Below are 20,900 nucleotides of genomic sequence, written 5' to 3'. Positions count from 1 at the left end.
AGGGCGGGGTGGCCCGCCGCGGCGCCCAACTCGGGATACCGGTCCAGCGCGGTGGTCGTACCGAAAAGTTCGGTGACCACCCCCGGCCGCGCGAGGGCCTCGCGGACCGCCTGCGGGCCCTCGGCCAGGAAACGGCCGGTGGCGTCGCGGTCCCGGCGGCGTTGCAGGCGGCGGGCGGCGACGACCCTGGGGGTACGCGGGGTGAAGGCCATGGTGTGCGTTCCTCCGACACGATTGAGGCGCCCCCCGGACGGCGGTGCCGACACGGGAGACGCCTCGATCGTGGGCGGGGGTTTCGGGGGGCCTGCGCCGCCGCGCCGCCGGTGCCCTCGGCCGCGACCGCGGCCCGGGCCAGCTCGACGATCGCCGCGAACGCGGCGGCGTCGTTGACAGCCAGGTCGGCCAGGATCTTGCGGTCGACCTCGATGCCGGCCAGACGCAGGCCCTGGATCAGACGGTTGTAGGTCATCCCGTTGGCCCGGGCGCCCGCGTTGATCCGCTGAATCCACAGCTGCCGGAAGTCGCCCTTGCGGTCGCGACGGTCCCGGTAGGCGTACTGCATCGAGTGCAGCACCTGCTCCTTGGCCTTGCGGTACAGGCGGGAGCGCTGACCGCGGTAACCGCTCGCGGTCTCCAGCAGGGTACGACGCTTCTTCTGGGCGTTTACAGCCCGCTTGACGCGTGCCATCTCAACTCCTTCTTACGTAAAGGTGGCGCGCGTCAGCGGCCGAGCAGCTTCTTGATGCGCTTGACATCGGCCTTGGCCACCACGACGGTGCCGGTCAGTCGGCGGGTGCGGGTGGACGCCTTGCCTTCCAGCAGGTGGCGCTTGCCGGCCTGCTCAGAGACGATCTTGCCCTTGCCGGTCACCCGGACCCGCTTGCCCATACCCGTGTGGCTCTTCATCTTCGGCATGTGGAACGTCTTCTCCCCTGTTACTCGCCGCTGGTGGCGGCGGTGCCGGTGTCGCCGGCTGCTGCGGTCTCGCCGACCGCCGCGGTCTCATCGGCTGCCGGAGCGGCGGACTCGTCCCCGGCCCGGTCCCGAGGGCCACCGCGAGACGCCGTGGCGGCGACCGCGGAAGCCTTGACGGCCCGGTGCGGAGCGAGAACCATGATCATGTTTCGGCCGTCCTGCTTCGGAGCGGCCTCGACGTATCCCAGATCCGTGATCTCGGACTCGAGCCGGCGCAGGAGCCGGTAACCCAGCTCCGGGCGGCTCTGCTCGCGACCGCGGAACATGATCGTCACCTTGACCTTGTCGCCCGCCTTGAGGAACCGCACCACGTGACCCTTCTTGGTCTCGTAGTCGTGCGGGTCGATCTTCGGCCGAAGCTTCATTTCCTTGATGACGGTCTGCTGCTGATTACGCCGCGCTTCGCGCGCCTTGAGTGCGCTCTCGTACTTGAACTTGCCGAAGTCCATGAGCTTGCACACCGGCGGGCGCGCCATCGGCGCAACCTCGACCAGGTCCAGATCGACGTCCGCGGCCAGCTGAAGAGCGCGCTCCAGCGGGACGATGCCCACCTGCTCACCCTCTGGGCCGACCAGTCGGACCTCACGTGCCCGGATCTGCTCGTTCACGCGTGGTTCGACGCTGATGGGGCCTCCTCGAGTCGTTTCTGCTCAGGTGCCGACCCCTGCGGCTCCCGGATGGGAACCGACCCGAAAAGCAGAAGGCCCCGGCGTATGCCAGGGCCTGCTCGACCGGTCGGCACGATCACAGGATCGCGCATCCGGGACCGGGACATGCCCGGAACCGGTGACCGGACCCGGCCACCGTAGCGGTGATCTCGGGTGGGAGCAGGCGCTCCGCTTTCAAGGCTGCCTGCTCGCACGCGGAGACAGCCTGGTCGACTCGACAACACTACACCGACGCCCCTGCCACCCCCAAACCGGGCACGACCTGCGGCCGCGTGTCGGCGTGACCGGCCGGGCATCGGTGCGACCCCGGCCGCCGCGCCGTTGCGTCAAGATCCGCGCACTTTCCCCGATACTGCTGCCTCAGCGTGCCGGGAGGCAGCAGTATCGGGGAAGTTGTCCAGATCTTGGCGAGGGGGCACGGGCCGGGCGGTGGAGACGGGGCGGCAGTAGGCGGCGGGCGGTTCGGCCGGAGACCGGCGGTGGTTCAGCCGGAGACCGGCGGTGGTTCAGCCGGAGGCTGGCGGTGGTTTGGTCGGGTCAGCTGCCGGCGGCGGGCGATTTGGCTCCGGGGCCAGGCGGCGGGCGGTCTCGTTCCGAGGCTGGCGGTGGTTCGGCCGCGTCAGCGGCCGACGGCGCGTTCGGCGAGGCGGGCCTGGTGGGCCTCGTGCAGCCGGCGCAGCGCGCGGACCCCGTCGACGGCCAGCTCCTTGTCGGCAGCCTGCAACGCGACCATCGGCAGCAGGTCGTCATCGTGCAACTCCAGGCTGGCCCACGGCGCGCCCCGGTCGAAGCGGACGCCCCGGACAACCTCCCAGGGCAGGTCGTAGGAGCTGATGACGTTACGGACCCGAATGCCCCGCGCGTCCGCCTCCACCCGGGGACGGGTGAACAGCAGGAAACCCAGTGCCCCGAAGATGCCCAAGCCGATCATGGCGATCTGGTCGCCGCGCTGGAAGCTGCCGTAACCGTCGCCGGTCGGGCCGCTCAGCGACGTGGCGACCAGACCGAACACCACCACCAGGGCAGCCGCCGCCGACCAGCAGACCACGCGGATTCGGCGGGGCTTCAGGCGGACCAGCTCGGTTTCACTCACCCCACCAGTCTGCCACCCGCACCGGCCCATCAAACGCACCACCCGCCGAGCCACCACGGCCTGCCGCCATCCGTCACCGACCACTCTGCCGCATGCCGCATGCCGCAAGATCGTGCTCGATCCTGGATCTAGTGGTCTCGGGCGCGATCGAGGCCACTAGATCCAGGATCGAGGGCGATCTTGCCTGTTCCGGGCCCGGTCGGCGGGCGCGCCCCCACCTTGCGGGTCTCCGGGTTCGACCTATGAGGTCCCAGTCGCATCAGGGCTGCGCGACAGATCCACTCGGGTTCACGAAAACGGGGGGGTCCTCGGCGTGCGGACACCCCCGCTTCGTGAAATCCGAGTGGATCAACCGCAGGGACCTCGCGGCGGTCGGGAACGGTCAGAGGCGGCAAGCGTGGATGTTGGTGACGAGGATGGCGCGGGCGCCCAACTCGTACAGCTCGTCCATGATGCGGTGCACGTCGTCGCGGAGCACCATCGCCTGCACCGCAACCCAGCCTTCGCGGTGCAGTGGTGACACGGTGGGTGACTCGATGCCCGGGGTGAGCCCGCTGGCCCGGTCCAGCAGACCGGCCGGCACGTCGTAGGCGAGCATCACGTAGCGGCGGGCCACCAGCACACCGTGCAGGCGGCGCAGCAGCTGCTCGGCCTGCGGTTGTGCGGGCGCGCCGGCGCGCCGGACCAGCACCGCCGACGAGCGCAGCAGCGGCTCGCCGAAGACCACCAGGCCCGCCTGGCGCAGGGTCGCGCCGGTCTCCACCACGTCCGCGATCACGTCGGCGACGCCGAGGCGTACGGCGTTCTCCACGGCGCCGTCGAGGCGGATCACGTCGGCCTTGACGCCCACCTCGGCGAGGTGCCGCTCGACCAGCCCCGGGTACGCGGTGGCGATCCGGTGACCGCCCAGCTCCTGCACGGAGGCGATGTCGTCGGGGCGGGCGGCGAAGCGGAAGGTGGCCCGGCCGAAGGCGAGGTCGACGACCTCCTCGGCCGGCGCGGCCGAGTCGATCAGCAGGTCCCGGCCGGTGATCCCGAGGTCGAGGTCACCGGAGCCGACGTAGGTGGCGATGTCCTTCGGGCGCAGGTAGAAGAATTCGACGTCGTTGGCCTCGTCCCGGCAGACGAGGTCCTTGGGGTCGGTGCGCTGGCGGTAGCCCGCCTCGCGCAGCATCTGGGCGGCCGGTTCGGCCAGGGTGCCCTTGTTGGGAATGGCGACACGCAGCATGACGGAGTGCTCCTTCGATCGAATGTGATCAACGACGGGGCGCACTCACAGATGTCGGTAGACGTCCTTGAGTTCGAGACCGCTGGCGAGCATCAGCACCTGGACCTGGTAGAGCAGCTGGGAGATCTCCTCGGCGGTACGCTGCGGCCCCTCGTGCTCGGCGGCCATCCACGACTCGGCCGCCTCCTCGACGACCTTCTTGCCGATGAAGTGCACGCCCTTGTCCAGTGCGGCGACGGTGCCCGAGCCCGGGGTGCCGGCGGCGGCCTTGGCCTGCAGCTCGGCGAACAACTCCTCGAACGTCTTCACGGGGAGCGATTCTTCCAGCCACCCGGGCGGCGCCCCGCGTCCGGGTCCACCGCAATCCAGCAAGCGGACAACTTCCTACCAATACGGTAGGGCAATTGTTGCCCGACGCTCATGAACCTACGCTGTCGGCCATGGCCAGCAGCTCACGTCTTTTCGCGCTCACCCTCGCCGGTGCCGTCGTGGTAGCCACCGCCGGATGCGCCCCTCAGCACGAGGAACCCACCCCCACTGTCACCGCGCCGCCGTCCTGCGCGAAGGACAGCCTGCCCACGCGCACTCCGGGCAAGTTGACCATCGCCACCGACCAGCCCGCGTACGAGCCGTGGTTCGCCGAGGACAAGCCGGAGAGCGGCGAGGGCTTCGAATCCGCCGTCGCGTACGCGGTGGCCGAGAAGCTCGGCTACGCCCGCGCCGACGTCACCTGGACCCGGGTCAAGTTCGACACCGCGATCGCGCCGGGGCCGAAGGCGTTCGACTTCGACATCAACCAGTTCTCCATCACCGAGGAGCGCAAGCAGGCGGTCGACTTCTCCGCGCCGTACTACCTGGTGCGGCAGACCGTCATCGCGTTGAAGTCCTCGAAGATCGCCGGGAAGAAGTCGCTGGCCGACCTCCGCGACGCCCGCCTCGGCGCGCAGGTCGGCACCACCAGCTACCAGGCGATCACCGAAGTGATCAAGCCGTCCGCCAAGCCGCAGGTCTACAACAGCAACGACGACGCCAAGAAGGCTCTCCAGAACGGGCAGCTGGACGGTCTCGTGGTGGACCTTCCGACCGCCTTCTACATCACCGGCGCGGAGATCACCGACGCGACGATCGTCGGGCAGGTGCCGCAGGTCGGTACGCCCGAGGCGTTCGGGTTGCTGCTGGACAAGAACTCCCCACTGACCTCCTGCGTCAGCGGGGCGGTCGGTCAGCTCACCGAGGCGGGCACGCTCAAGGAGCTGGAGCAGAAGTGGCTCGCGCAGGTGGCAGGGGCGGCCGAGCTGCGGTGACACTTCTGGATCACGCGCCGTCCGAGGCGCAGTTGCGGCGGTCGGCGTACCGGCGTCGGCAGACCGTCTACAGCGTGCTCGTCGCGGCCTGCTCGACGGCCGCGCTCGGCACGCTGCTGGTGATCGCGGTGACCGGGGCGCCGGGCTGGGACCGGGTCCGACGGTCGTTCCTGGATCCGCAGATCGCCCGCGACGCGCTGCCGACGGTGCTGAGCGGGCTCTGGCTCAACGTACGGCTGCTGGTCTGCTGTGCGGTCGGCGCGCTGCTGCTCGGGCTGGTGATCGCCGTGCTGCGGACGCTGCGCGGGCCGGTCTTCTTCCCGGTCCGCGCGCTGGCCGCCGGTTACACCTACACCTTCCGCGGCCTACCGCTGATCATCGTGCTCTACCTGCTCACCCTCGGCGTGCCGGGGCTGCGGTTGCAGGGCATGCCGCCGGTGCTGGTGCTGGGTGGGATCGCATTGGTCCTCACCTACGGCGGCTACCTGGCCGAGGTGTTCCGGGCCGGCATCGAGTCGGTGCACTCCAGCCAGCTCGCCGCGGCCCGCTCGTTGGGCCTGACCTACCGGCAGACGATGCGGCACGTCATCCTGCCGCAGGCCGTCCGCCGGGTGGCGCCGCCGCTGCTCAACGACGTGGTGGCGTTGCAGAAGGACGTCGGCCTGGTCTCGCTCGCCGGGCCGATCGACGCGGTCCGCGCCGCGCAGATCGCCACCGCCCAGAGCTTCAACTACACGCCGTACATCGTGGCGGGGGTGCTCTTCGTGCTGCTCGCGATCCCGCTGATCGCGGTCACCGACTGGGTGACGCTGCGCGCGGCCCGCCGACAGTCGGGAGGCTGACCCGTGGCGTTGTTGCGTTGTCGAGGACTGCGCAAGGAGTTCGGCGGGCACGTCGTGCTCGACCAGCTCGATCTGACCGTCGCCGAGCACCAGGTGGTGGCCCTGATCGGCGCGTCCGGGTCCGGCAAGTCGACCCTGCTGCGCTGCGTGAACCTGCTGGACGAAATCGACGACGGCACCATCGAGCTGGACGGGGAGGACATCTCCGACCCCCGGGTGGACCCGGACCGGGTCCGGCGGCGGATCGGCATGGTGTTCCAGGCGTACAACCTGTTCCCGCATCTCAGCGTGCTGGACAACATCACGCTCGCGCCGCGGCGCGTACACCGGCGGGGCCGGGCGGAGGCGGAGGCGCAGGCCCGGGAGTTGCTCGACCGGGTGGGGCTCGGCGCCAAGGCGGACGCCTACCCGGACCGGCTCTCCGGCGGGCAGCAGCAGCGGGTGGCGATCGTCCGGGCGCTGGCCAACTCACCTCGCCTGATGCTGCTGGACGAGGTCACCTCCGCGCTGGACCCGGAGCTCGTCGGCGAGGTGCTGGCAATGATCCGTGACCTGAAGGCGGACGGGATGACCATGGTGCTGGCCACCCACGAGATGGGCTTCGCCCGGGAGGTCGCCGACGCTGTGTGTTTTCTCGACGCCGGGCGGGTCGTCGAGAGCGGCCCGCCCGAGCAGGTGCTCGGCGAGCCGACGCAGCCTCGTACCCGGCAGTTCCTGCGCCGGATCATCGAGGCTGGCCGTCTCTGAAGGCCCGCCTTCAGAGACGGCCGGGGCAGCAGAGGCGTCAGCCGCCGAAGCCGACCCGCTGGGCGTTGCCCGCCGCCACGGTCCGCACGGCCAGCGCCGCGTCGAGCGCCGCGACGGTGGCGGCCCAGCCCTTGTCCTCCGCCGAGCCGGGCAGACCGGCGCGGTCCCGGGCCTGCTCGATGGTCTCCACCGTCAACACCCCGTGCGCCACCGGCTTACCCTCGTCCAGCGCGACCCGGGTCAGCCCGTCGGTGACCGAGCGGCAGACGTAGTCGAAGTGGGCGGTCGCGCCCCGGACCACCACGCCGAGCGCGACCACCACGTCGCAGCGGCGGGCGAGGGCCTGCGCGACCACCGGCAGCTCCACCGAGCCGGCGACCCGGGCGACCACCGAACGAGCGCCGCACGCCTCGGCGGCGGCCACCGCACGCTCCAGCATGTGGTCGGTCAGCTCGCCGTGCCACCGTGCCGCCACCACCCCGACGGTCAGCCCCGCGGCGTCGACCGCCTCGACTCCCGGCTCGCCGAAACCCGCCATCGTCATGCTCCGATCTCGTCGTTGGCGACCGGACGCCCCAGCGGCGCCTCGGACACCTCGTCCAGCTCGTCCAGCAGGTGACCCATCCGGTCCCGCTTGGTGCGCAGGTAGCGCAGGTTCTCCGGGTGCGCGCCGGCCGGCAGGCTCTCGCGGCCGGTGATGGTCAGCCCGTAGCCCTCCAGCCCGGCCCGCTTGGCCGGGTTGTTGGTCAGCAGCCGCATCGAGCGCACGCCCAGGTCGTACAGGATCTGCGCGCCGGTGCCGTAGTCGCGGGCGTCGGCCGGCAAACCGAGGTCGAGGTTGGCGTCGACGGTGTCGCGGCCCTGGTCCTGCAACTGGTACGCCTGGAGCTTGTGCAGCAGTCCGATGCCGCGTCCCTCGTGCCCACGCACGTAGAGCACCACGCCCCGGCCCTCCCGCGCGACCCGGGCCAGCGCGGCGTCCAGTTGCGGCCCGCAGTCGCAGCGCAGCGAGCCGAACACGTCCCCGGTCAGGCACTCGGAGTGCACCCGGACCAGCACGTCCTGGCCGTCGCCGAGGTCACCCAGCACCATCGCGACGTGCTCGGCCGGGTCGTGCTCGGCGCGGTAGCCGAGCGCCCGGAACACCCCGTGCTTCGTCGGCATCCGGGCGTCGGCCACCAACTCGACCTGCTTCTCGGTACGCCGCCGGTAGGCGATCAGGTCGGCGATGGTGATCAGCATGAGGCCGTGCTCGGCGGAGAACTTTTCCAGGTCCGGCAGGCGCATCATGGTGCCGTCGTCGTTGACCAGCTCGCAGAGCACACCGGCCGGGCGCAGACCGGCCAGTCTGGTCAGGTCGATCCCCGCCTCGGTGTGCCCCGGCCGGCGCAGCACCCCGCCCTCGCGGGCGCGCAGCGGCACCACGTGCCCGGGACGGGCCAGGTCGGTCGGGTCGGTCGCCGCGTCGGCGAGCAGCCGGCTGGTGTGCGCGCGGTCGGCCGCCGAGATGCCGGTGCTGACGCCCTCGCGGGCGTCCACGGTCACCGTGTACGCGGTGCCGCGCCGATCCTGGTTGGTGTGGTGCATCGGCGGCAGGTCGAGCCGGTCGGCCTCGCTCTCGGTCAGCGCCACGCAGACGTACCCGGAGGTGTAGCGCACCATGAACGCCATCAGCTCCGGCGTGGCCAACTCGGCCGCGAAGATCAGGTCGCCCTCGTTCTCCCGGTCCGCGTCGTCGACCACGACGACCGGCCGACCGGCCGCGATCTCCACGATCGCCTGCTCGATGCTTCCGAAGCTGGTCATGCGACGGCCTCCCGGTAGATGGGCTCACGGACGGTGGCCGTGGCGCGCGAGGTGCGCCACCAGGCGGCGAAGCCCCAGACGCAGAGGGCGCCGTAGATCAGGTACATGACGGCCGACGGGTAGAACCCGCCGCGCAGCAGCAGCGGCACGCCGACCGCGTCGACAGCGATCCAGAGCAGCCAGAACTCCACCCAGCCGCGGGCCATGCCGTAGGTGGCCAGCAGGCTGCCGGTGAGGATCCAGGCGTCGGGCAGCGGACCCCACGAGCCCAGCGCCTTGAGCACCGGGTACGCCGCGGCGGTGCCGATCACGGCGGCCAGCAGCAGCATCAGCCGCTCCCGTGCGGTGGCCCAGCGCGGGGCGACCGCCGCCTGTCCGGCGTCGGCGCGACGGTTGCGCCGCCAGCGCCACCAGCCGTAGACGCTGACCGCGAAGAAGAACACCTGTCGGCCGGCCTGCCCGTACAGGTCGTGCGCCTGCGGGGTGGCGAACACCCCGCCGAGGAAGACGGTGAACAGCAGCGCGTTACCGATCATGCCGACCGGCCAGGCCCAGACCAGCCGGCGCAGCCCGAGCAGCGCCGAGATCAGCCCGAACGCGTTGCCGACGATCTCCCGGGCCAGCACCGGCGAGCCGGCGACCTGCACCTGGGCGTCGAGCAGCCAGCTGAGCGGGCCCATCAGGCCACCCCGCCCGGGTTCGCGGCCACGCCGCGCACGTCGGCCTGGGTGAGCCGGTCGCCGAGCAGCCGCTCGACGTACTTGGCCAGCACGTCGACCTCCAGGTTGACCGGGTCGCCGACGCCCTTCGTGCCGAGCGTGGTCAGCTTGAGCGTGGTCGGGATCAGCCCGACGGCGAACTCGTCCGCGCCGACGGCGGCCACTGTCAACGAGACGCCGTCGATGGTGATCGAGCCCTTTTCCACCACGTACCGGGACAGCGCGGCGGGCAGTCGGAACCGGACGGTCTCCCACTGCTCGGCCGGCTCCCGGGAGATCAGTTCACCGACGCCGTCGACGTGGCCCTGCACCAGGTGCCCGCCGAGCCGGCTACCAAGCGCGGCGGCCCGCTCCAGGTTGACCGGGTCGCCGGGGCGCAGCGCGCCGAGCGCGGAGCGGCGCAGCGTCTCCCCCATCACGTCGGCGGTGAAGACCCCGTCGGCCACCTCCACGACGGTCAGGCAGACACCGTTGACGGCGATCGAGTCGCCGTGCCGGGCGTCGGACGTGACCAGTGGGCCGCGTACGCCGAGCAACGCGGAATCGCCCGCCGTCGGCGCTACCCGGACGATCTCGCCCAGTTCCTCGATGATGCCGGTGAACATCTCAGCCCTCCCTTTTGCGGGGCAAAGCGGTGATCCGGAGATCCGGACCGATCTGCGTAACGTCGACGAACTCCAGATCGATGGCCTCAGCGATGGTGGTCACTCCCGCGTCGACCAGAGCGGTCGGGCCGGCGCCGAGCAACCGCGGCGCGACGTACCCGACGATCTTGTCGACCAGGCCGGCCTTCAGGAACGCGCCGGCCAGCCGGGGGCCGCCCTCCAGCAGCACCGCGCGGACCCCGCGCTGGTGCAGCGCCGCGAGCAGCGCCGACAGGTCGACCCGGCCGTCCGGGTCGGCGCCGACCTCGTCGGCGGTCGCGATCCACGTCCGCGCGGCGCCGTCGCGGACCTTGGCATCAGCCGGGGTACGCCCCGAGCTGTCCACCACCACCCGCAGCGGCTGCCGGATCGCCAGGCTGCCGTCGCGCAGGTTGCGGGCGGTCAACCGGGGGTCGTCGGCGAGCACGGTGCCCACCCCGGCGATGACCGCGTCGACAGTGCCGCGCAGCGCGTGCACGTCCATCCGGGCCGCCTCGGAGGTGATCCACATGCTGGTGCCGTCGGCCGCGGCGGAGCGCCCGTCGAGCGTGGCGGCGTACTTCCAGATCACGTACGGCCAGCCCCGGCGCATCGAGGTCAGCCACGCGACGTTGCCGGCCTCGGCCTCCTCGCCGCGTACCCCCAGATCGACCCGGACCCCGGCGGCGCGCAAGGTGGCGGCGCCGCCGGAAGCGACCGGGTTGGGGTCGGGCACGGCGATGACCACCCGGCCCACCCCCGCCTGGACGAGCGCGGAGCTGCAGGGGCCGGTGCGGCCGGTGTGATCGCAGGGTTCCAGAGTGACGACAGCCGTGCCGCCCTTGGCCCGCCGCCCGGCCTGCGCCAGCGCGACGATCTCGGCGTGCGGCCCGCCGGCGTACGCGTGGAAGCCCTCGCCCACGACCTCGCCGTCCTCGTCGAGCAGCACACAGCCGACCACCGGGTTGGGGCTGGTGGTGCCGAGCCCGCGCGCGGCCAACTCGATCGCACGCCGCATCGCCTCATCAACGGAGACGCTGGCCATCGCGCTGCCCCTGCCCTCTCACTCGCCGGTCCGCGCGCTGGCGGTCGGGGAGGCGGTGGCCATGGGGGCCACGGGCAGGCGGTGGCGGATTCCGGGAACGGCACAGCCGCCCCGGGGGGTCGGCACGGCACGCTGAAGTCAGCGGCCGGCTCGGACCCGTCCGTCCCGCGCGCTGTCTCCCATCCGGACTGTCTGGGCGCGGACGAACCGCCCCCAACCGTCGGCCCCGGATTTTCACCAGGTCCACCGGGCAGCAGAGCCGTCCGGGTCGCGGGCTGACCACGGTTGGACCGTGGATCACCGCCGGTTCGGAATTTCACCGAGTCCCGCCAGCGCGTGGTGGGTACAACGGAAGTCTTACACGCCGATCCGGCTCCGCCGCCACCTGGGCGAGCTACTTCACAGCGTTATCACGCTCAGGTGACGCCGCGTCGCCGGTCCACTGCCACGTACGAGCCCGGTTGACTCTTGGCGACCGTCTTCATCTCCGAGGCCATCGCGATGGCTTCGAGAGGGTCGGAGAACCGCTTGCCGGCGTCGGAGAGGGAGACCCCGATGGAGAGGGTGACCAGGGCGGCGCGACGGATGTTGCCCCGTCGATCCTTCAACTCGACGAAGCCGCGCTCGCGGTCGGTCGGATCGTAGAGCGTGTCGGCGGCGGTCTCGAAGTCGACCACCGCCCGGGAGGTCAGCGGGCGCACCTGGTCCGGGGCGCAGACGATGACGAAGTCGTCACCGCCGACGTGGCCGAGGAAGGCCGGTGGCAGCCCGACGCCCACCACCGCCCGGTGCAGGCTGCGGGCCAGCGCGGAGATGAAGTCGTCGCCACGGACGAAGCCGTACCGGTCGTTGACGCTCTTGAACCGGTCGATGTCGACGTAGCCGACCGCGTAGTCCACGCCCTGTCGGACCCGGTCGCTGATCTCCCGACGGATCCGGCTGTTGCCGGGCAGCCCGGTCAGCGGGGAGACCTCCCGGAACTCCTTGTTGCGGCGCAGCGTGGACGACACCCGGGCCACCAGCTCGGCGGTGTCGAACGGCTTGACCAGGTAGTCGTCCGCGCCGGCGCTGAGCCCGTGCACCTTGTCGACGGTCATCCCCTTGGCCGTCAGCATGATCACCGGAAGGGCGGAGGTCATCGGGTCGGCGCGCAGCCGCCGGGTCAGCTCCAGCCCGTCGATGCGGGGCATCATGAGGTCGACCACCGCCAGGTCCGGCCGCTGACGCTCGATGACCTCCAGGGCCTCCTGGCCGTCGCTGGCGTGGATCACCTCGAAGCCGTGCAGCCGCAGGTTGAACTCGACGAAACGAGCGATGTCCGCATCATCGTCGACGACGAGGATGATGTCCTTGCGGTCGGCCTCGGGCTCCACCTCAGGCCCCGGGAGCCGCGCGTTCCGCCAGTGCCCGCAGGTGCCGTACCGCCTCGGCCGGGTCGGTGGCCCCGTACACGGCGGTGCCGGCCACGAACGCGTCGGCGCCCGCGGCGGACGCCTGCTCGATGGTGTCGGCGGCGATCCCGCCGTCCACCTCGATGCGCAGCTCCAGGTGCCCGGTCGACACGTGCCGGCGGGCGGTCCGCACCTTGTCCAGCAGCTGCGGAATGAACCGCTGCCCACCGAAGCCCGCCTTGATCGTCATGATCAGCAGGGTGTCGAAGCTGGGCAGCAGGTCCAGGTAGGGCTCGATCGGGGTGTCCCGGTCGATGGCCAGACCCGCCTTCGCACCGGCCGAGCGCAGGTCCTTGGCCAGCGCCACCGGGTCGTCGGACGCCTCCGCGTGGAAGGTGACGTTGTACGCCCCGGCGTCGGCGTACCCGGGGGCCCACCGGCGCGGGTCCTCGATCATCAGGTGCACGTCGAAGGGCATCGCCGTGACAGCCCGCAGGCTCTGCACCACGGGTAGCCCGATGGTCAGGTTCGGCACGAAATGGTTGTCCATCACGTCGACGTGCAACCAGTCCGCGGCGCCCTCGACGGCACGGACCTCTTCAGCGAGGCGGGAGAAATCGGCGGCCAGGATGCTCGGCGCGACGATCGGCGGCGGTACGGTCACGGGGCCAGTGTACGAACGCGGCCACCCGCCACCCGCATCGCGCCACCTTCGGGGACGCGGTGTGACCCAGCAGTGACCACTGGTGCAGAATTGGACGCTCCGGACCCCCGAATCCGGACGAACAGACATCAGCGGCTGGCCGATCGACGGAAACGCGACGACACTCCAACCGGGACGGTGCCGTAGGCTGCACGCCCGCCGGGGTCTCGCCGCTGGGCGCGACGACCGGCCGCCAGCTCCCGGGAGGGCGGACGATGCGACGGTGGCTTCCAGCGCTGGTGCTGGCCAGCGTCACGACGATGCTGCTGGCCGGCTGCGCGCCGGCGCGAGGCGCGGACGGTGATCTCACCGACGACTGGCCGACGCTGCGGGTTCCGAAGCCGTTCACCCCCGCCACCGACAGCTGCCTGCCGCGGATCGCCTCGGTGGTGCAGGCCAGCACGTACGAGACGGTGGACTGCGCGCGCAACCATCTGGCCGAGACCATCCACGTCGGCACCTTCGTCGGGCCCGACGCGCTGACCGAGGCCCGACCGGAGCCCGGATCGTCGGCGCTGCGCACGGCTCGCGCCGAGTGCGACCAGCGGGCCCGGGAGGTGCTCGGCGGCGACTGGCACACGGCCCGGCTCGCGCTGACCCTCGCGCTGCCGTCCGCGCCCGCCTGGGCCGGCGGCGCCCGCTGGTTCCGCTGCGATCTCAGCGAGACCGGCAGCATCGACAACACCCGCGCGGTGAACCGCACCGGCAGCCTGCGCGGCGCGTTGATCGGCGACTCGCCCCTGACGCACCGCTGCTTCGACCCCAAGCTGATCGGCGACAACCTCAACTACATGGCGCCGGTGCTGTGCACCGAGCCGCACCGTGCCGAGTTCGTGGGCGTCTACCAGGAGCGGGACATGAGTTGGGCGGAGTTCGCCAAGTCCGCCGAGCAGGCGCACCGGCGCTGCATGGCGCTGATCGCCGAGTACGCGGCGGTGCCCAACAACAGCGAGCTGCCGTACCGGGCCGGGTCGATCTACTACCCACCGTCGCAGCGGGAGTGGGAGGAGGGCGACCGTGGCGTGCGCTGTTTCCTGTGGAGCGACGACCGCAAACTCACCCGCTCGATGCGCGGAGTCGGCCCCGAGGGACTGCCCGCGATCTGAGCGTCGGTGCCGTATGCTGCTGCGCCGTGGCGCTACCGATCGGCTGGGTCCGGTCGGGGGTCAGCAACGGCGGGAGGTCGGGATGCGACGGTGGTTGGCGGCGTTGGCCGGGGGCGCGGCGCTGGCCCTGGCGCTGGCCGGGTGCGGCGCACCCGCCGGGCTCGACCGTGACCTCATCGACGACTGGCCGGCGCCCGTCGCGGCGCGGCAGTTCGTTCCGGCCGCCGACGTCTGCCACCAGAGCTCCCAGCAGGTCGGTTTCCTGACCGGCTACAACCCGACGGCGTGCACCGAGTCGCACCGGGTGGAGACCATGCACGTGGGCACCCTCACCGGCCCGGGCGCCGCGGGTGGCACGCCCCCGCAGCCCGGCTCGGCCGGCATGCGGGCCGCGCAGGCCGGGTGCGACACGGCGGTCAACAAGGCGGTGGGCGCCGACTGGCGTTCCGGGCGGCTCGGCGTGACCGTCGTGCTGCCGTCCCCGCAGGCCTGGTCGGGCGGGGCCCGCTGGTACCGCTGCGACGTCACCGAGATCGCCAGCATCGACGACACCGCGGTCGACCTGCGCACCGGCAGTCTCCGGGGCGCGCTGTCCGGCGCGGCCCCGCTGGCGTACCGCTGCTTCAACCCGAAGCTGGTCAAGGACGACATCGACGAGATGGTGCCGGTCTCCTGCACCGCCAAGCACCACGCCGAGTTCGTCGGCGTCTGGCAGGCGCCGGACGTCAGCTACGCCGAGTTCACCCGCAGCATCAAGCGGACCCACCGGGCCTGCCAGACGGTGATCGCCAAGTACGCCAAGGTTCCGGACAACTCCCAGCTCGACTTCCGCGCCGGGACGATCTACTACCAGCCGTACGAGGAGGAGTGGCGCAACGGCAACCGGGGCGTGCAGTGCTTCCTCTGGATCTCCGACCGGGACCTGACCCGCTCGATGAAGAACGCCGGCACCAAGGGCCTTCCGGTCACCTGAGCGCGCCACCGTGTCCGGCCGGTCGGGTGACCGGCCGGACGAGTGGGTCGGATCAGCCTCGGCGCAGGACGGCGAGGAACATCGCGTCGGTGCCGTGCCGGTGGGGCCAGAGCTGCACGGTCGGCCCGTCGCCGAGACCGGGCATGCCGGCCGGCAGCAGCGGCCGGGCGTCCACGAAGTCCACCGGAACCCCACTGCGGCGGGCCGCCTCGGTCACCGTCACGTGCGTCTCGACGGTGTGCGGCGAACAGGTGACATAGGCGACCAGGCCACCCGGGCGGACCGCCCGCAGCGCCGCGCCGAGCAGCTCGCGTTGCAGCCGGGTCAGCGGCGGCAGGTCGGACGGCTGGCGACGCCACCGCGACTCCGGCCGACGGCGCAGCGAGCCCAGACCCGTACACGGCGCGTCCACCAGCACCCGGTCGAAGTGCTGCTCCGGCAGCTTCGGGTCACCGCCGACCTCACGGCCGTCCATGGTCAGCACGGTCACCGGCAGGTCCCGGGTCGCCAGCGAGACCAGCCGGGCCCGGTGCTCGGCCACCTCCACCGCTGTCACCCGGGCACCCCGCTGCGCGGCCAGCGCACCGAGCAACCCGGCCTTGCCACCCGGGCCGGCGCACAGGTCCAGCCAACGCCCGTCCGGGCCGTCGAGCGGCGCGTCGGCGAGCGCGGCGGCCACCAACTGGGAGCCCTCGTCCTGGACGTGGGCCCGGCCGTCGACCACCGCCGGGATGTCGCCCGGCGCGCCACCGGGCAGATAGACGGCGTACGGCGAGAAGGCGCCGGGAGCACCGCCGACCTGGTCGGCCAGCTCGACCGGGTCGATCAGGCCAGGCCGGGCACACAGGTGCACCGGCGGGCGCTCATTGTCCTCGATCAGCAGGCGGGCCGTCTCACCCAGATCGCCGCCGAGCGCCTCGGAGAAGGCCCGCACGATCCACTGCGGATGGCTGTACGCCAACGCGAGGTGCCCGACCGGGTCGGTCTCCATCGGCGGGGCGAGCTTCGCCACCCAGGCGTCCACGTCACGGGTGGACACCTCGCGCAGCACCGCGTTCGCGAAGCCGGTGGCGCCCGGTGCGACCGAACGGACCAGATCAACCGTCGACGAGACCGCCGCGTGCGCCGGCACCCGGGTGTGCAGGAGTTGGTACGCCCCGAGCCGCAGCGCGTCGCGTACCGGCGGGTCGATCCGGGCCACGTCCCGGCCGGCCGCGTCGGTCAGGATCGCGTCCAACGTGCCCAGGTGGCGCAGGGTGCCGTAGGTCAGCTCGGTGGCGAACGCCGCGTCCCGACCGAACAGCCCCTCCTCCCGCAGGATGATGGGCAGCACCAGGTTGGCGAACGCGTCGTCACGGTGCACCGCCGCCACCGCCTCGTACGCGGCGCGGCGCGGGCGGTCCATCGGTGGCCGGACCGGACGACGGTCTCCGCCACGATCGGCCCACGAGCCGGAGCGCGTCGGGCGGGTTCCCTCCGGTGCCGTCACGCGAATTCCTCTCCAGTGCCGACCCGGACGCCGCGCGCCCAGTCGGTCGCGCCCATGGCCCGCTTGCCCGCGGCGCGGACCTCGCCGAGACGCACCGGCACGGTCGCCGTGCCGACCAGCACCCGCGACTTCTCCACCAGCAACTCCCCCGGCTTGAGCTCGGGGCCGTCGGGCACCGGGACGACCGGGCCGAGCTTCACCCGCTCGTCGCGGAACGTGGTCCAGCCGCCCGGCGCGGGCGTGCAGGCCCGGATCCGCCGGTCCACGGCGAAGGCCGGGTCGGCCCAGCGCACCCGCGCGTCGTCCACTGTCAGCTTCGGCGCCAGCGACACCCCGTCGGCCGACTGCGGCTCGGCGCGGGCGGTGCCGTCGTCGATCGCGTCGAGCACCGCCACCAGCAGCCCGGCGCCGGAGTCGGCGAGCCGCTCCAACAGGTCGCCGGAGGTGTCGGTGGCGCGGATCTCGTCGGTCAGCGTGCCGTAGACCGGGCCGGTGTCCAGGCCCGCCTCCAACTGGAAGACGCTGGCCCCGGTCAGCTCGTCACCGTGCAGCACGGCGTGCTGCACCGGCGCGGCGCCCCGCCAGGCGGGCAGCAGGGAGAAGTGCAGGTTGATCCAGCCGTACCGGGGGATCTCCAGGGCCGCCGGCGGCACCAGCGCGCCGTACGCGACCACCGGCACGCAGTCCGGCTCCAGCTCGCGCAGCCGGTCGAGGAACTCCGGGTCGCGGGGACGGGCCGGGGTGAGCACCTCGACGCCGTGCTCGTCGGCCCACGCGCCGACCGGGGAGCGGGACAGGCCCCGCCCCCGCCCGGCGGGCGCGTCGGGCCGGGTGACCACGGCGACCAGCTCGTGCCGGGAGGCGGCGACGGCGGCCAGGGCGGGAACGGCGACGGCCGGCGTACCGGCGAAGATCACGCGCATTCGGGTCACCGACCCAGACCGAAGGGGTCGCTGATGTGCGGGCTCAGCTTGACCGTCGGCGGGGCTGCCCCGTCGTACCACTCGGCCTGGCGGATCGCCTTCATGGCCTCCTTGCGCCCCTCCGGGTCCAGGCGGTCCAGGAAGAGCACCCCGTCGAGGTGGTCGGTCTCGTGCTGCACACAGCGCGCCATCAGGCCGCTGCCGACAATCTGCACGGGATCGCCGAAGGCGCTGAAGCCCTTGGCGACGACGTTCTGCCGACGCTTGGTGTCGAAGTAGAGCCCGGGGATGGACAGGCAGCCCTCCGGGCCGTCCTGCTCCTCCTCGTCGGGGAACTCCAGCACCGGATTGATCAGGTGCCCGAGCACGTCGTCGACGTCGAAGGTGAACACCCGCAGGCTCACACCGAGCTGCGGCGCGGCCAAGCCGGCGCCGTTCTGCTCACGCATCGTATCGGTGAGGTCGGCGACGAGCCGACGTAGCTCGGCGTCGAAGTCGACCACCGGATCGGCCGGCGTGCGCAGCACCGGATCCCCAAACAGACGGATGGGCTGGACGGTCACGCGGGACGGCTCCTTCTTCGGGGTGGGACGAGCGGTGCCGTACCAGTCTACGGAGTGCCCGGCCACCCGCCGGGCGGCGCACCTCGACCAACCACCGCCGGTGTGCCCAGCGTCACCGGCAGGCAGCCCGCCCGGTGTGGTCAGCCAGCTCCGCGAAGATCACCAGGGCCTGCCGGTAGTTCCTCGCCGCCTCGTCCATCCGCCCCAGCCGCCCCCGGCGTCAGGCTCCGGTACGACCAGGAGAAGACGGCCTCACGTCGGTGCCGGCGTCCCCTGTGACGAACGAGTCGAGTGGTCGCGGTGCCGCCCGCAGTTCGGCCACGAGGGCGGCCAGCGGGAATGTCGGCTTCTCCGCGGCTCTCGCGGCGAGCACGGCCAGCGCCAGCGGCAGCCGGGCCTGCTCGTCGGCACGCAGGACGGGCTGCTCGGCGCGACCGCTCTCGCCGGCGTGCCGGTGACCGTGCAGACCGGGGTCGACGCCGCGCCGGCCACCCGGTGGGACGACACCGCGCCATGGTGGGGTGGGGCCGCGTGGCGCAACACCGCCACCGGCGGTGGCTGCTCGACCGGCTTCGGGGTGTTCCAGGGCGGGGTGGCGCGGATGCTCTCCGCCGCGCACTGCGCCAACCTCAACGTCCTGGCGACCGACCCGACCGGGCAGACGATCGGCACCGTCAGCACCCGCAACGTCAGCAGCGACACCCTGCTCATCGCCGGCAGCTCGGGTGGCCGGGTCTTCAACAACAGCACCAACGCCGCCGGCAACGTGGTCAGTGAGTTCAGCAACCAGGTGATCGGCGCGTCGGCCAGCCAGGTCGGCAACTTCGTCTGCACCTCCGGCGCGTACTCCGGCACCCGCTGCTCGATCCAGGTGAGGGCGCGCAACCTCTGCATCAACGTGCGCGACTTCGGCACGGTCTGCGGTCAGGTGCAGGCCGAGAACACCACTCGCACCAACGCCGTCGGCCAGGGCGACAGCGGTGGCCCGGTGGAGATCGTGAACGCGGCGAACACCCTCCAGGTCTGGGCCACCGGCACCAACACCGCCATCGACGACACCAATACCGCGGTCGCCTGCACCGGCTACGTGACCACCGGTCGGGTCTGCGCCTGGCGGATGTACTACGAGGACATCTTCTCCGGCATGGCCGGGGTCGGCGCCTCCGGCGTCATCCTCGGCTGAGACGTCTCGGCGACCGCCGTACGACTCGGTGGCCGGGCCGGCGCGCGTACCCCGCGCGTCGGGCCCGGCCTCGCGCTGAGTCAGACGCTGGCGCCCGGGTCCCCCGCGAGCACCGCGTCGCCACGGAGCAGCGCCGGCTCGGGCAGCGGCAGTTGGATCTTGTGAGCCGCCTCCCAGTCGTAGATCAGGCCGGGGCGCACCTGGGCGGCGAAGTAGTCGATCGCGGTCATCCCACCCACGACCGGCTCGTCGACCTCGGCGACCAGCTGGGCGGGGACCAGGGAGAAGCCGTTCTGCAGAGCGGCGCTGAGACGGCGGTGACCATCGACGACGAAGAAGTACTCGCCGGTGAAGCCGATCTTCAGCGGTTCGAGCGCCTCGTCACCGGCCTCGGCCACCCCACCGACGAAGTCGGTGTCCCACAGACCTCGCAGGGTGGCGATGTCCTCGGTCGGGTAGACCCGGGCCGGGTCCAGCAGCAGCAGCGGCGGCGCGTCGCGCAGCACCTCGGCGCCGAGGATGCCCTCGTACGCGGCCACGATGTGCTCGATCACCTCAGCGGCGGACGCCCGGGTGGTGTCGCAGATCAGGTCATAGTTACGCAGCCGGGCCTTGTCGACCCCGTACCGGATGATGAACCGGCTGCGCTCGCTCGCGCTGCGCTCACGGAGCTTGGCCTTGGCCTCGTCCAGGGAGGCGTAGCTCTCCGCCGGCCCGGAGGGTCGGGCGAGCACCCGGCGGGCCGCCTCGCCCGGCTCGGTGATCATGTGCACCTTGAGCGCGTCGGTGAAGAAGTGCCAGGCCAGCCGGGAGTCCATGACGAGCCGCTCACCGGAGGCGGCGATGTCCCGCTGGAGCTGGTCGACGTAGCCGTCGACGGCCTGGTCGAGCTCGGCGTGCAGGTTGAGTTGCAGGGCGGTCATCTGCCGCTGCTGCGCCATCTCCCGGTAGAGGTCCCCCACGCTGACCCGGCGCATGCCGAGCCGCTTGGCGATCTCGACCGACACGGTGCTCTTGCCGCTGCCGAGGTCGCCGTTGAAGACGATCGATTGTCCAACGGTCACGACTGGTCCACCCCTGATCACCGGCTCATTGACATCATCGACCTCGCGCCCGACCGACGCGTTCCCGCCATCACCGCGCCATCCCGCGGCGGCGCCTGCTCAGCGCGTCTGACGCTCCCTCGCGACCTGGAGCCCGTCGTACGCCTCGGCATGACGGGCGATGCTACCACTCGGCCGCCACCGCTTTGCCGGACGCGGTGTGCGAGGAGCAGCGCAGCGGGCCAGGTCCGGCACCCTCGGCACCGGCCGAAACACCTCAGAACAGGCTCAGCGGATCGACCTGGAGACGAACCGGATCGGCGGCCTTGCGCGCGGTCCGAACGCCGGCGGCCGAGTGCAACGCCTCGGCGAGCGCGGCAGCCCGGGCCCGGGGCACCCGGACCAACATCCGCTCCCGACCCTCCTCGGCCGGCACCGGCCCGAGCACCTCGGCGTCGTCCGGCAGCCGGGCCGCG

The 20,900-nt window shown here is 72.0% G+C and carries 22 protein-coding genes, 3 pseudogenes and 1 riboswitch; of the genes and pseudogenes, 6 read left to right on the top strand and 19 right to left on the bottom strand.

Annotated elements, in window-relative coordinates; genetic code table 11:
• The 7 genes and pseudogenes from ABZU52_RS25955 to ABZU52_RS25925 form a co-directional block, all read right to left on the bottom strand.
• Nucleotides 1-212 (bottom strand): annotated as a pseudogene (locus tag ABZU52_RS25955) (RNA methyltransferase); the annotation flags it as partial.
• Between the two features lie 119 nt (nt 213-331).
• Nucleotides 332-688: pseudogene (gene rplT, locus ABZU52_RS25950) on the bottom strand (50S ribosomal protein L20); the annotation flags it as partial.
• A 32-nt stretch (nt 689-720) separates the two neighbouring features.
• Nucleotides 721-915 (bottom strand): 50S ribosomal protein L35, encoded by a 195-nt coding sequence (rpmI, locus tag ABZU52_RS25945; RefSeq protein ID WP_354973576.1) that lies wholly within the window; start codon nt 913-915, stop codon nt 721-723.
• 20 nt (nt 916-935) lie between these two features.
• Complete coding sequence (infC, locus tag ABZU52_RS25940) at nt 936-1,583, bottom strand: translation initiation factor IF-3 (RefSeq protein WP_030335715.1); 648 nt, start codon at nt 1,581-1,583, stop codon at nt 936-938.
• Between the two features lie 679 nt (nt 1,584-2,262).
• Nucleotides 2,263-2,736 (bottom strand): PH domain-containing protein, encoded by a 474-nt coding sequence (locus tag ABZU52_RS25935; RefSeq protein ID WP_354973575.1) that lies wholly within the window; start codon nt 2,734-2,736, stop codon nt 2,263-2,265.
• Nucleotides 2,737-3,118: 382 nt separating this feature from the next.
• The gene (gene hisG / locus ABZU52_RS25930) at nt 3,119-3,964 is read right to left on the bottom strand and encodes an ATP phosphoribosyltransferase (RefSeq protein WP_124821275.1); all 846 of its coding nucleotides are present in this window, start codon (nt 3,962-3,964) and stop codon (nt 3,119-3,121) included.
• Nucleotides 3,965-4,009: 45 nt separating this feature from the next.
• Nucleotides 4,010-4,291, bottom strand: coding sequence for a phosphoribosyl-ATP diphosphatase (locus tag ABZU52_RS25925; protein ID WP_354973579.1), 282 nt, complete (start codon nt 4,289-4,291; stop codon nt 4,010-4,012).
• A 113-nt stretch (nt 4,292-4,404) separates the two neighbouring features.
• On the opposite strand from ABZU52_RS25925, the gene ABZU52_RS25920 reads away from it, so the two are divergent.
• The 3 genes from ABZU52_RS25920 to ABZU52_RS25910 are packed head-to-tail and all read left to right on the top strand — an operon-like array spanning nt 4,405 to nt 6,857.
• Nucleotides 4,405-5,268, top strand: coding sequence for an ABC transporter substrate-binding protein (locus ABZU52_RS25920; protein WP_354973574.1), 864 nt, complete (start codon nt 4,405-4,407; stop codon nt 5,266-5,268).
• Nucleotides 5,265-6,110 carry an amino acid ABC transporter permease gene (locus ABZU52_RS25915; protein WP_354973573.1) on the top strand — a complete coding sequence of 282 codons (846 nt, stop codon included), beginning with the start codon at nt 5,265-5,267 and terminating at the stop codon, nt 6,108-6,110. Before ABZU52_RS25920 ends, ABZU52_RS25915 begins: the two co-directional genes overlap by 4 nt.
• A 3-nt stretch (nt 6,111-6,113) precedes the next feature.
• Entirely contained in the window at nt 6,114-6,857 is a 744-nt protein-coding gene (locus ABZU52_RS25910; RefSeq protein WP_354973572.1) for an amino acid ABC transporter ATP-binding protein, read from the top strand.
• 37 nt (nt 6,858-6,894) lie between these two features.
• On the opposite strand, the gene ribH is transcribed toward ABZU52_RS25910, so the two are convergent.
• The 7 genes from ribH to rpe form a co-directional block, all read right to left on the bottom strand.
• Nucleotides 6,895-7,395 (bottom strand): 6,7-dimethyl-8-ribityllumazine synthase, encoded by a 501-nt coding sequence (gene ribH / locus ABZU52_RS25905; protein ID WP_030335701.1) that lies wholly within the window; start codon nt 7,393-7,395, stop codon nt 6,895-6,897.
• A 2-nt stretch (nt 7,396-7,397) separates the two neighbouring features.
• Nucleotides 7,398-8,663, bottom strand: a complete 1,266-nt coding sequence (locus tag ABZU52_RS25900; RefSeq protein WP_354973571.1) for a bifunctional 3,4-dihydroxy-2-butanone-4-phosphate synthase/GTP cyclohydrolase II — start codon at nt 8,661-8,663, stop codon at nt 7,398-7,400.
• Nucleotides 8,660-9,343: a nicotinamide riboside transporter PnuC gene (gene pnuC, locus ABZU52_RS25895; protein WP_354973570.1), complete on the bottom strand. Its 684-nt coding sequence runs from the start codon at nt 9,341-9,343 to the stop codon at nt 8,660-8,662. The genes ABZU52_RS25900 and pnuC overlap by 4 nt, the downstream gene beginning before the upstream one ends.
• On the bottom strand, nt 9,343-9,987 hold the full coding sequence (locus ABZU52_RS25890) for a riboflavin synthase (RefSeq protein WP_354973569.1): 645 nt from the start codon (nt 9,985-9,987) through the stop codon (nt 9,343-9,345). Before ABZU52_RS25890 ends, pnuC begins: the two co-directional genes overlap by 1 nt.
• Before the next feature lies 1 nt (nt 9,988).
• A complete protein-coding gene (gene ribD, locus ABZU52_RS25885; RefSeq protein WP_354973568.1) occupies nt 9,989-11,050 on the bottom strand; it encodes a bifunctional diaminohydroxyphosphoribosylaminopyrimidine deaminase/5-amino-6-(5-phosphoribosylamino)uracil reductase RibD in 1,062 nt (353 codons plus the stop codon).
• Nucleotides 11,051-11,217: 167 nt separating this feature from the next.
• Nucleotides 11,218-11,388, bottom strand: a riboswitch (FMN riboswitch).
• A 78-nt stretch (nt 11,389-11,466) separates the two neighbouring features.
• Nucleotides 11,467-12,423: a response regulator gene (locus ABZU52_RS25880; protein WP_354973567.1), complete on the bottom strand. Its 957-nt coding sequence runs from the start codon at nt 12,421-12,423 to the stop codon at nt 11,467-11,469.
• Nucleotide 12,424: 1 nt separating this feature from the next.
• Nucleotides 12,425-13,105, bottom strand: coding sequence for a ribulose-phosphate 3-epimerase (gene rpe, locus ABZU52_RS25875; protein WP_354973566.1), 681 nt, complete (start codon nt 13,103-13,105; stop codon nt 12,425-12,427).
• A 254-nt stretch (nt 13,106-13,359) separates the two neighbouring features.
• Between rpe and ABZU52_RS25870 the strand changes: the two genes are divergently transcribed.
• Complete coding sequence (locus ABZU52_RS25870) at nt 13,360-14,250, top strand: septum formation family protein (RefSeq protein WP_354973565.1); 891 nt, start codon at nt 13,360-13,362, stop codon at nt 14,248-14,250.
• An 82-nt stretch (nt 14,251-14,332) separates the two neighbouring features.
• Nucleotides 14,333-15,223, top strand: coding sequence for a septum formation family protein (locus tag ABZU52_RS25865; protein WP_354973564.1), 891 nt, complete (start codon nt 14,333-14,335; stop codon nt 15,221-15,223).
• 52 nt (nt 15,224-15,275) lie between these two features.
• On the opposite strand, the gene ABZU52_RS25860 is transcribed toward ABZU52_RS25865, so the two are convergent.
• The 3 genes from ABZU52_RS25860 to def all read right to left on the bottom strand — a co-directional run bounded on the left by ABZU52_RS25860 (nt 15,276) and on the right by def (nt 18,198).
• Nucleotides 15,276-16,628, bottom strand: a complete 1,353-nt coding sequence (locus tag ABZU52_RS25860) for a transcription antitermination factor NusB (RefSeq protein WP_354973578.1) — start codon at nt 16,626-16,628, stop codon at nt 15,276-15,278.
• 80 nt (nt 16,629-16,708) lie between these two features.
• Entirely contained in the window at nt 16,709-17,635 is a 927-nt protein-coding gene (gene fmt / locus ABZU52_RS25855; RefSeq protein WP_354973577.1) for a methionyl-tRNA formyltransferase, read from the bottom strand.
• 5 nt (nt 17,636-17,640) lie between these two features.
• Entirely contained in the window at nt 17,641-18,198 is a 558-nt protein-coding gene (def, locus tag ABZU52_RS25850; RefSeq protein WP_354973563.1) for a peptide deformylase, read from the bottom strand.
• 454 nt (nt 18,199-18,652) lie between these two features.
• Between def and ABZU52_RS25845 the strand changes: the two genes are divergently transcribed.
• Nucleotides 18,653-19,381, top strand: a complete 729-nt coding sequence (locus ABZU52_RS25845; protein ID WP_354973562.1) for a hypothetical protein — start codon at nt 18,653-18,655, stop codon at nt 19,379-19,381.
• Between the two features lie 80 nt (nt 19,382-19,461).
• On the opposite strand, the gene ABZU52_RS25840 is transcribed toward ABZU52_RS25845, so the two are convergent.
• Nucleotides 19,462-20,445: an AAA family ATPase gene (locus ABZU52_RS25840; RefSeq protein ID WP_354973561.1), complete on the bottom strand. Its 984-nt coding sequence runs from the start codon at nt 20,443-20,445 to the stop codon at nt 19,462-19,464.
• 256 nt (nt 20,446-20,701) lie between these two features.
• Nucleotides 20,702-20,900 (bottom strand): annotated as a pseudogene (locus tag ABZU52_RS25835) (primosome assembly protein PriA); the annotation flags it as partial.

Source organism: Micromonospora sp. NPDC005220, from assembly GCF_040607895.1.
Classification (GTDB): Bacteria; Actinomycetota; Actinomycetes; order Mycobacteriales; family Micromonosporaceae; genus Micromonospora.
This window is presented reverse-complemented; position numbering and strand designations above follow the sequence as displayed.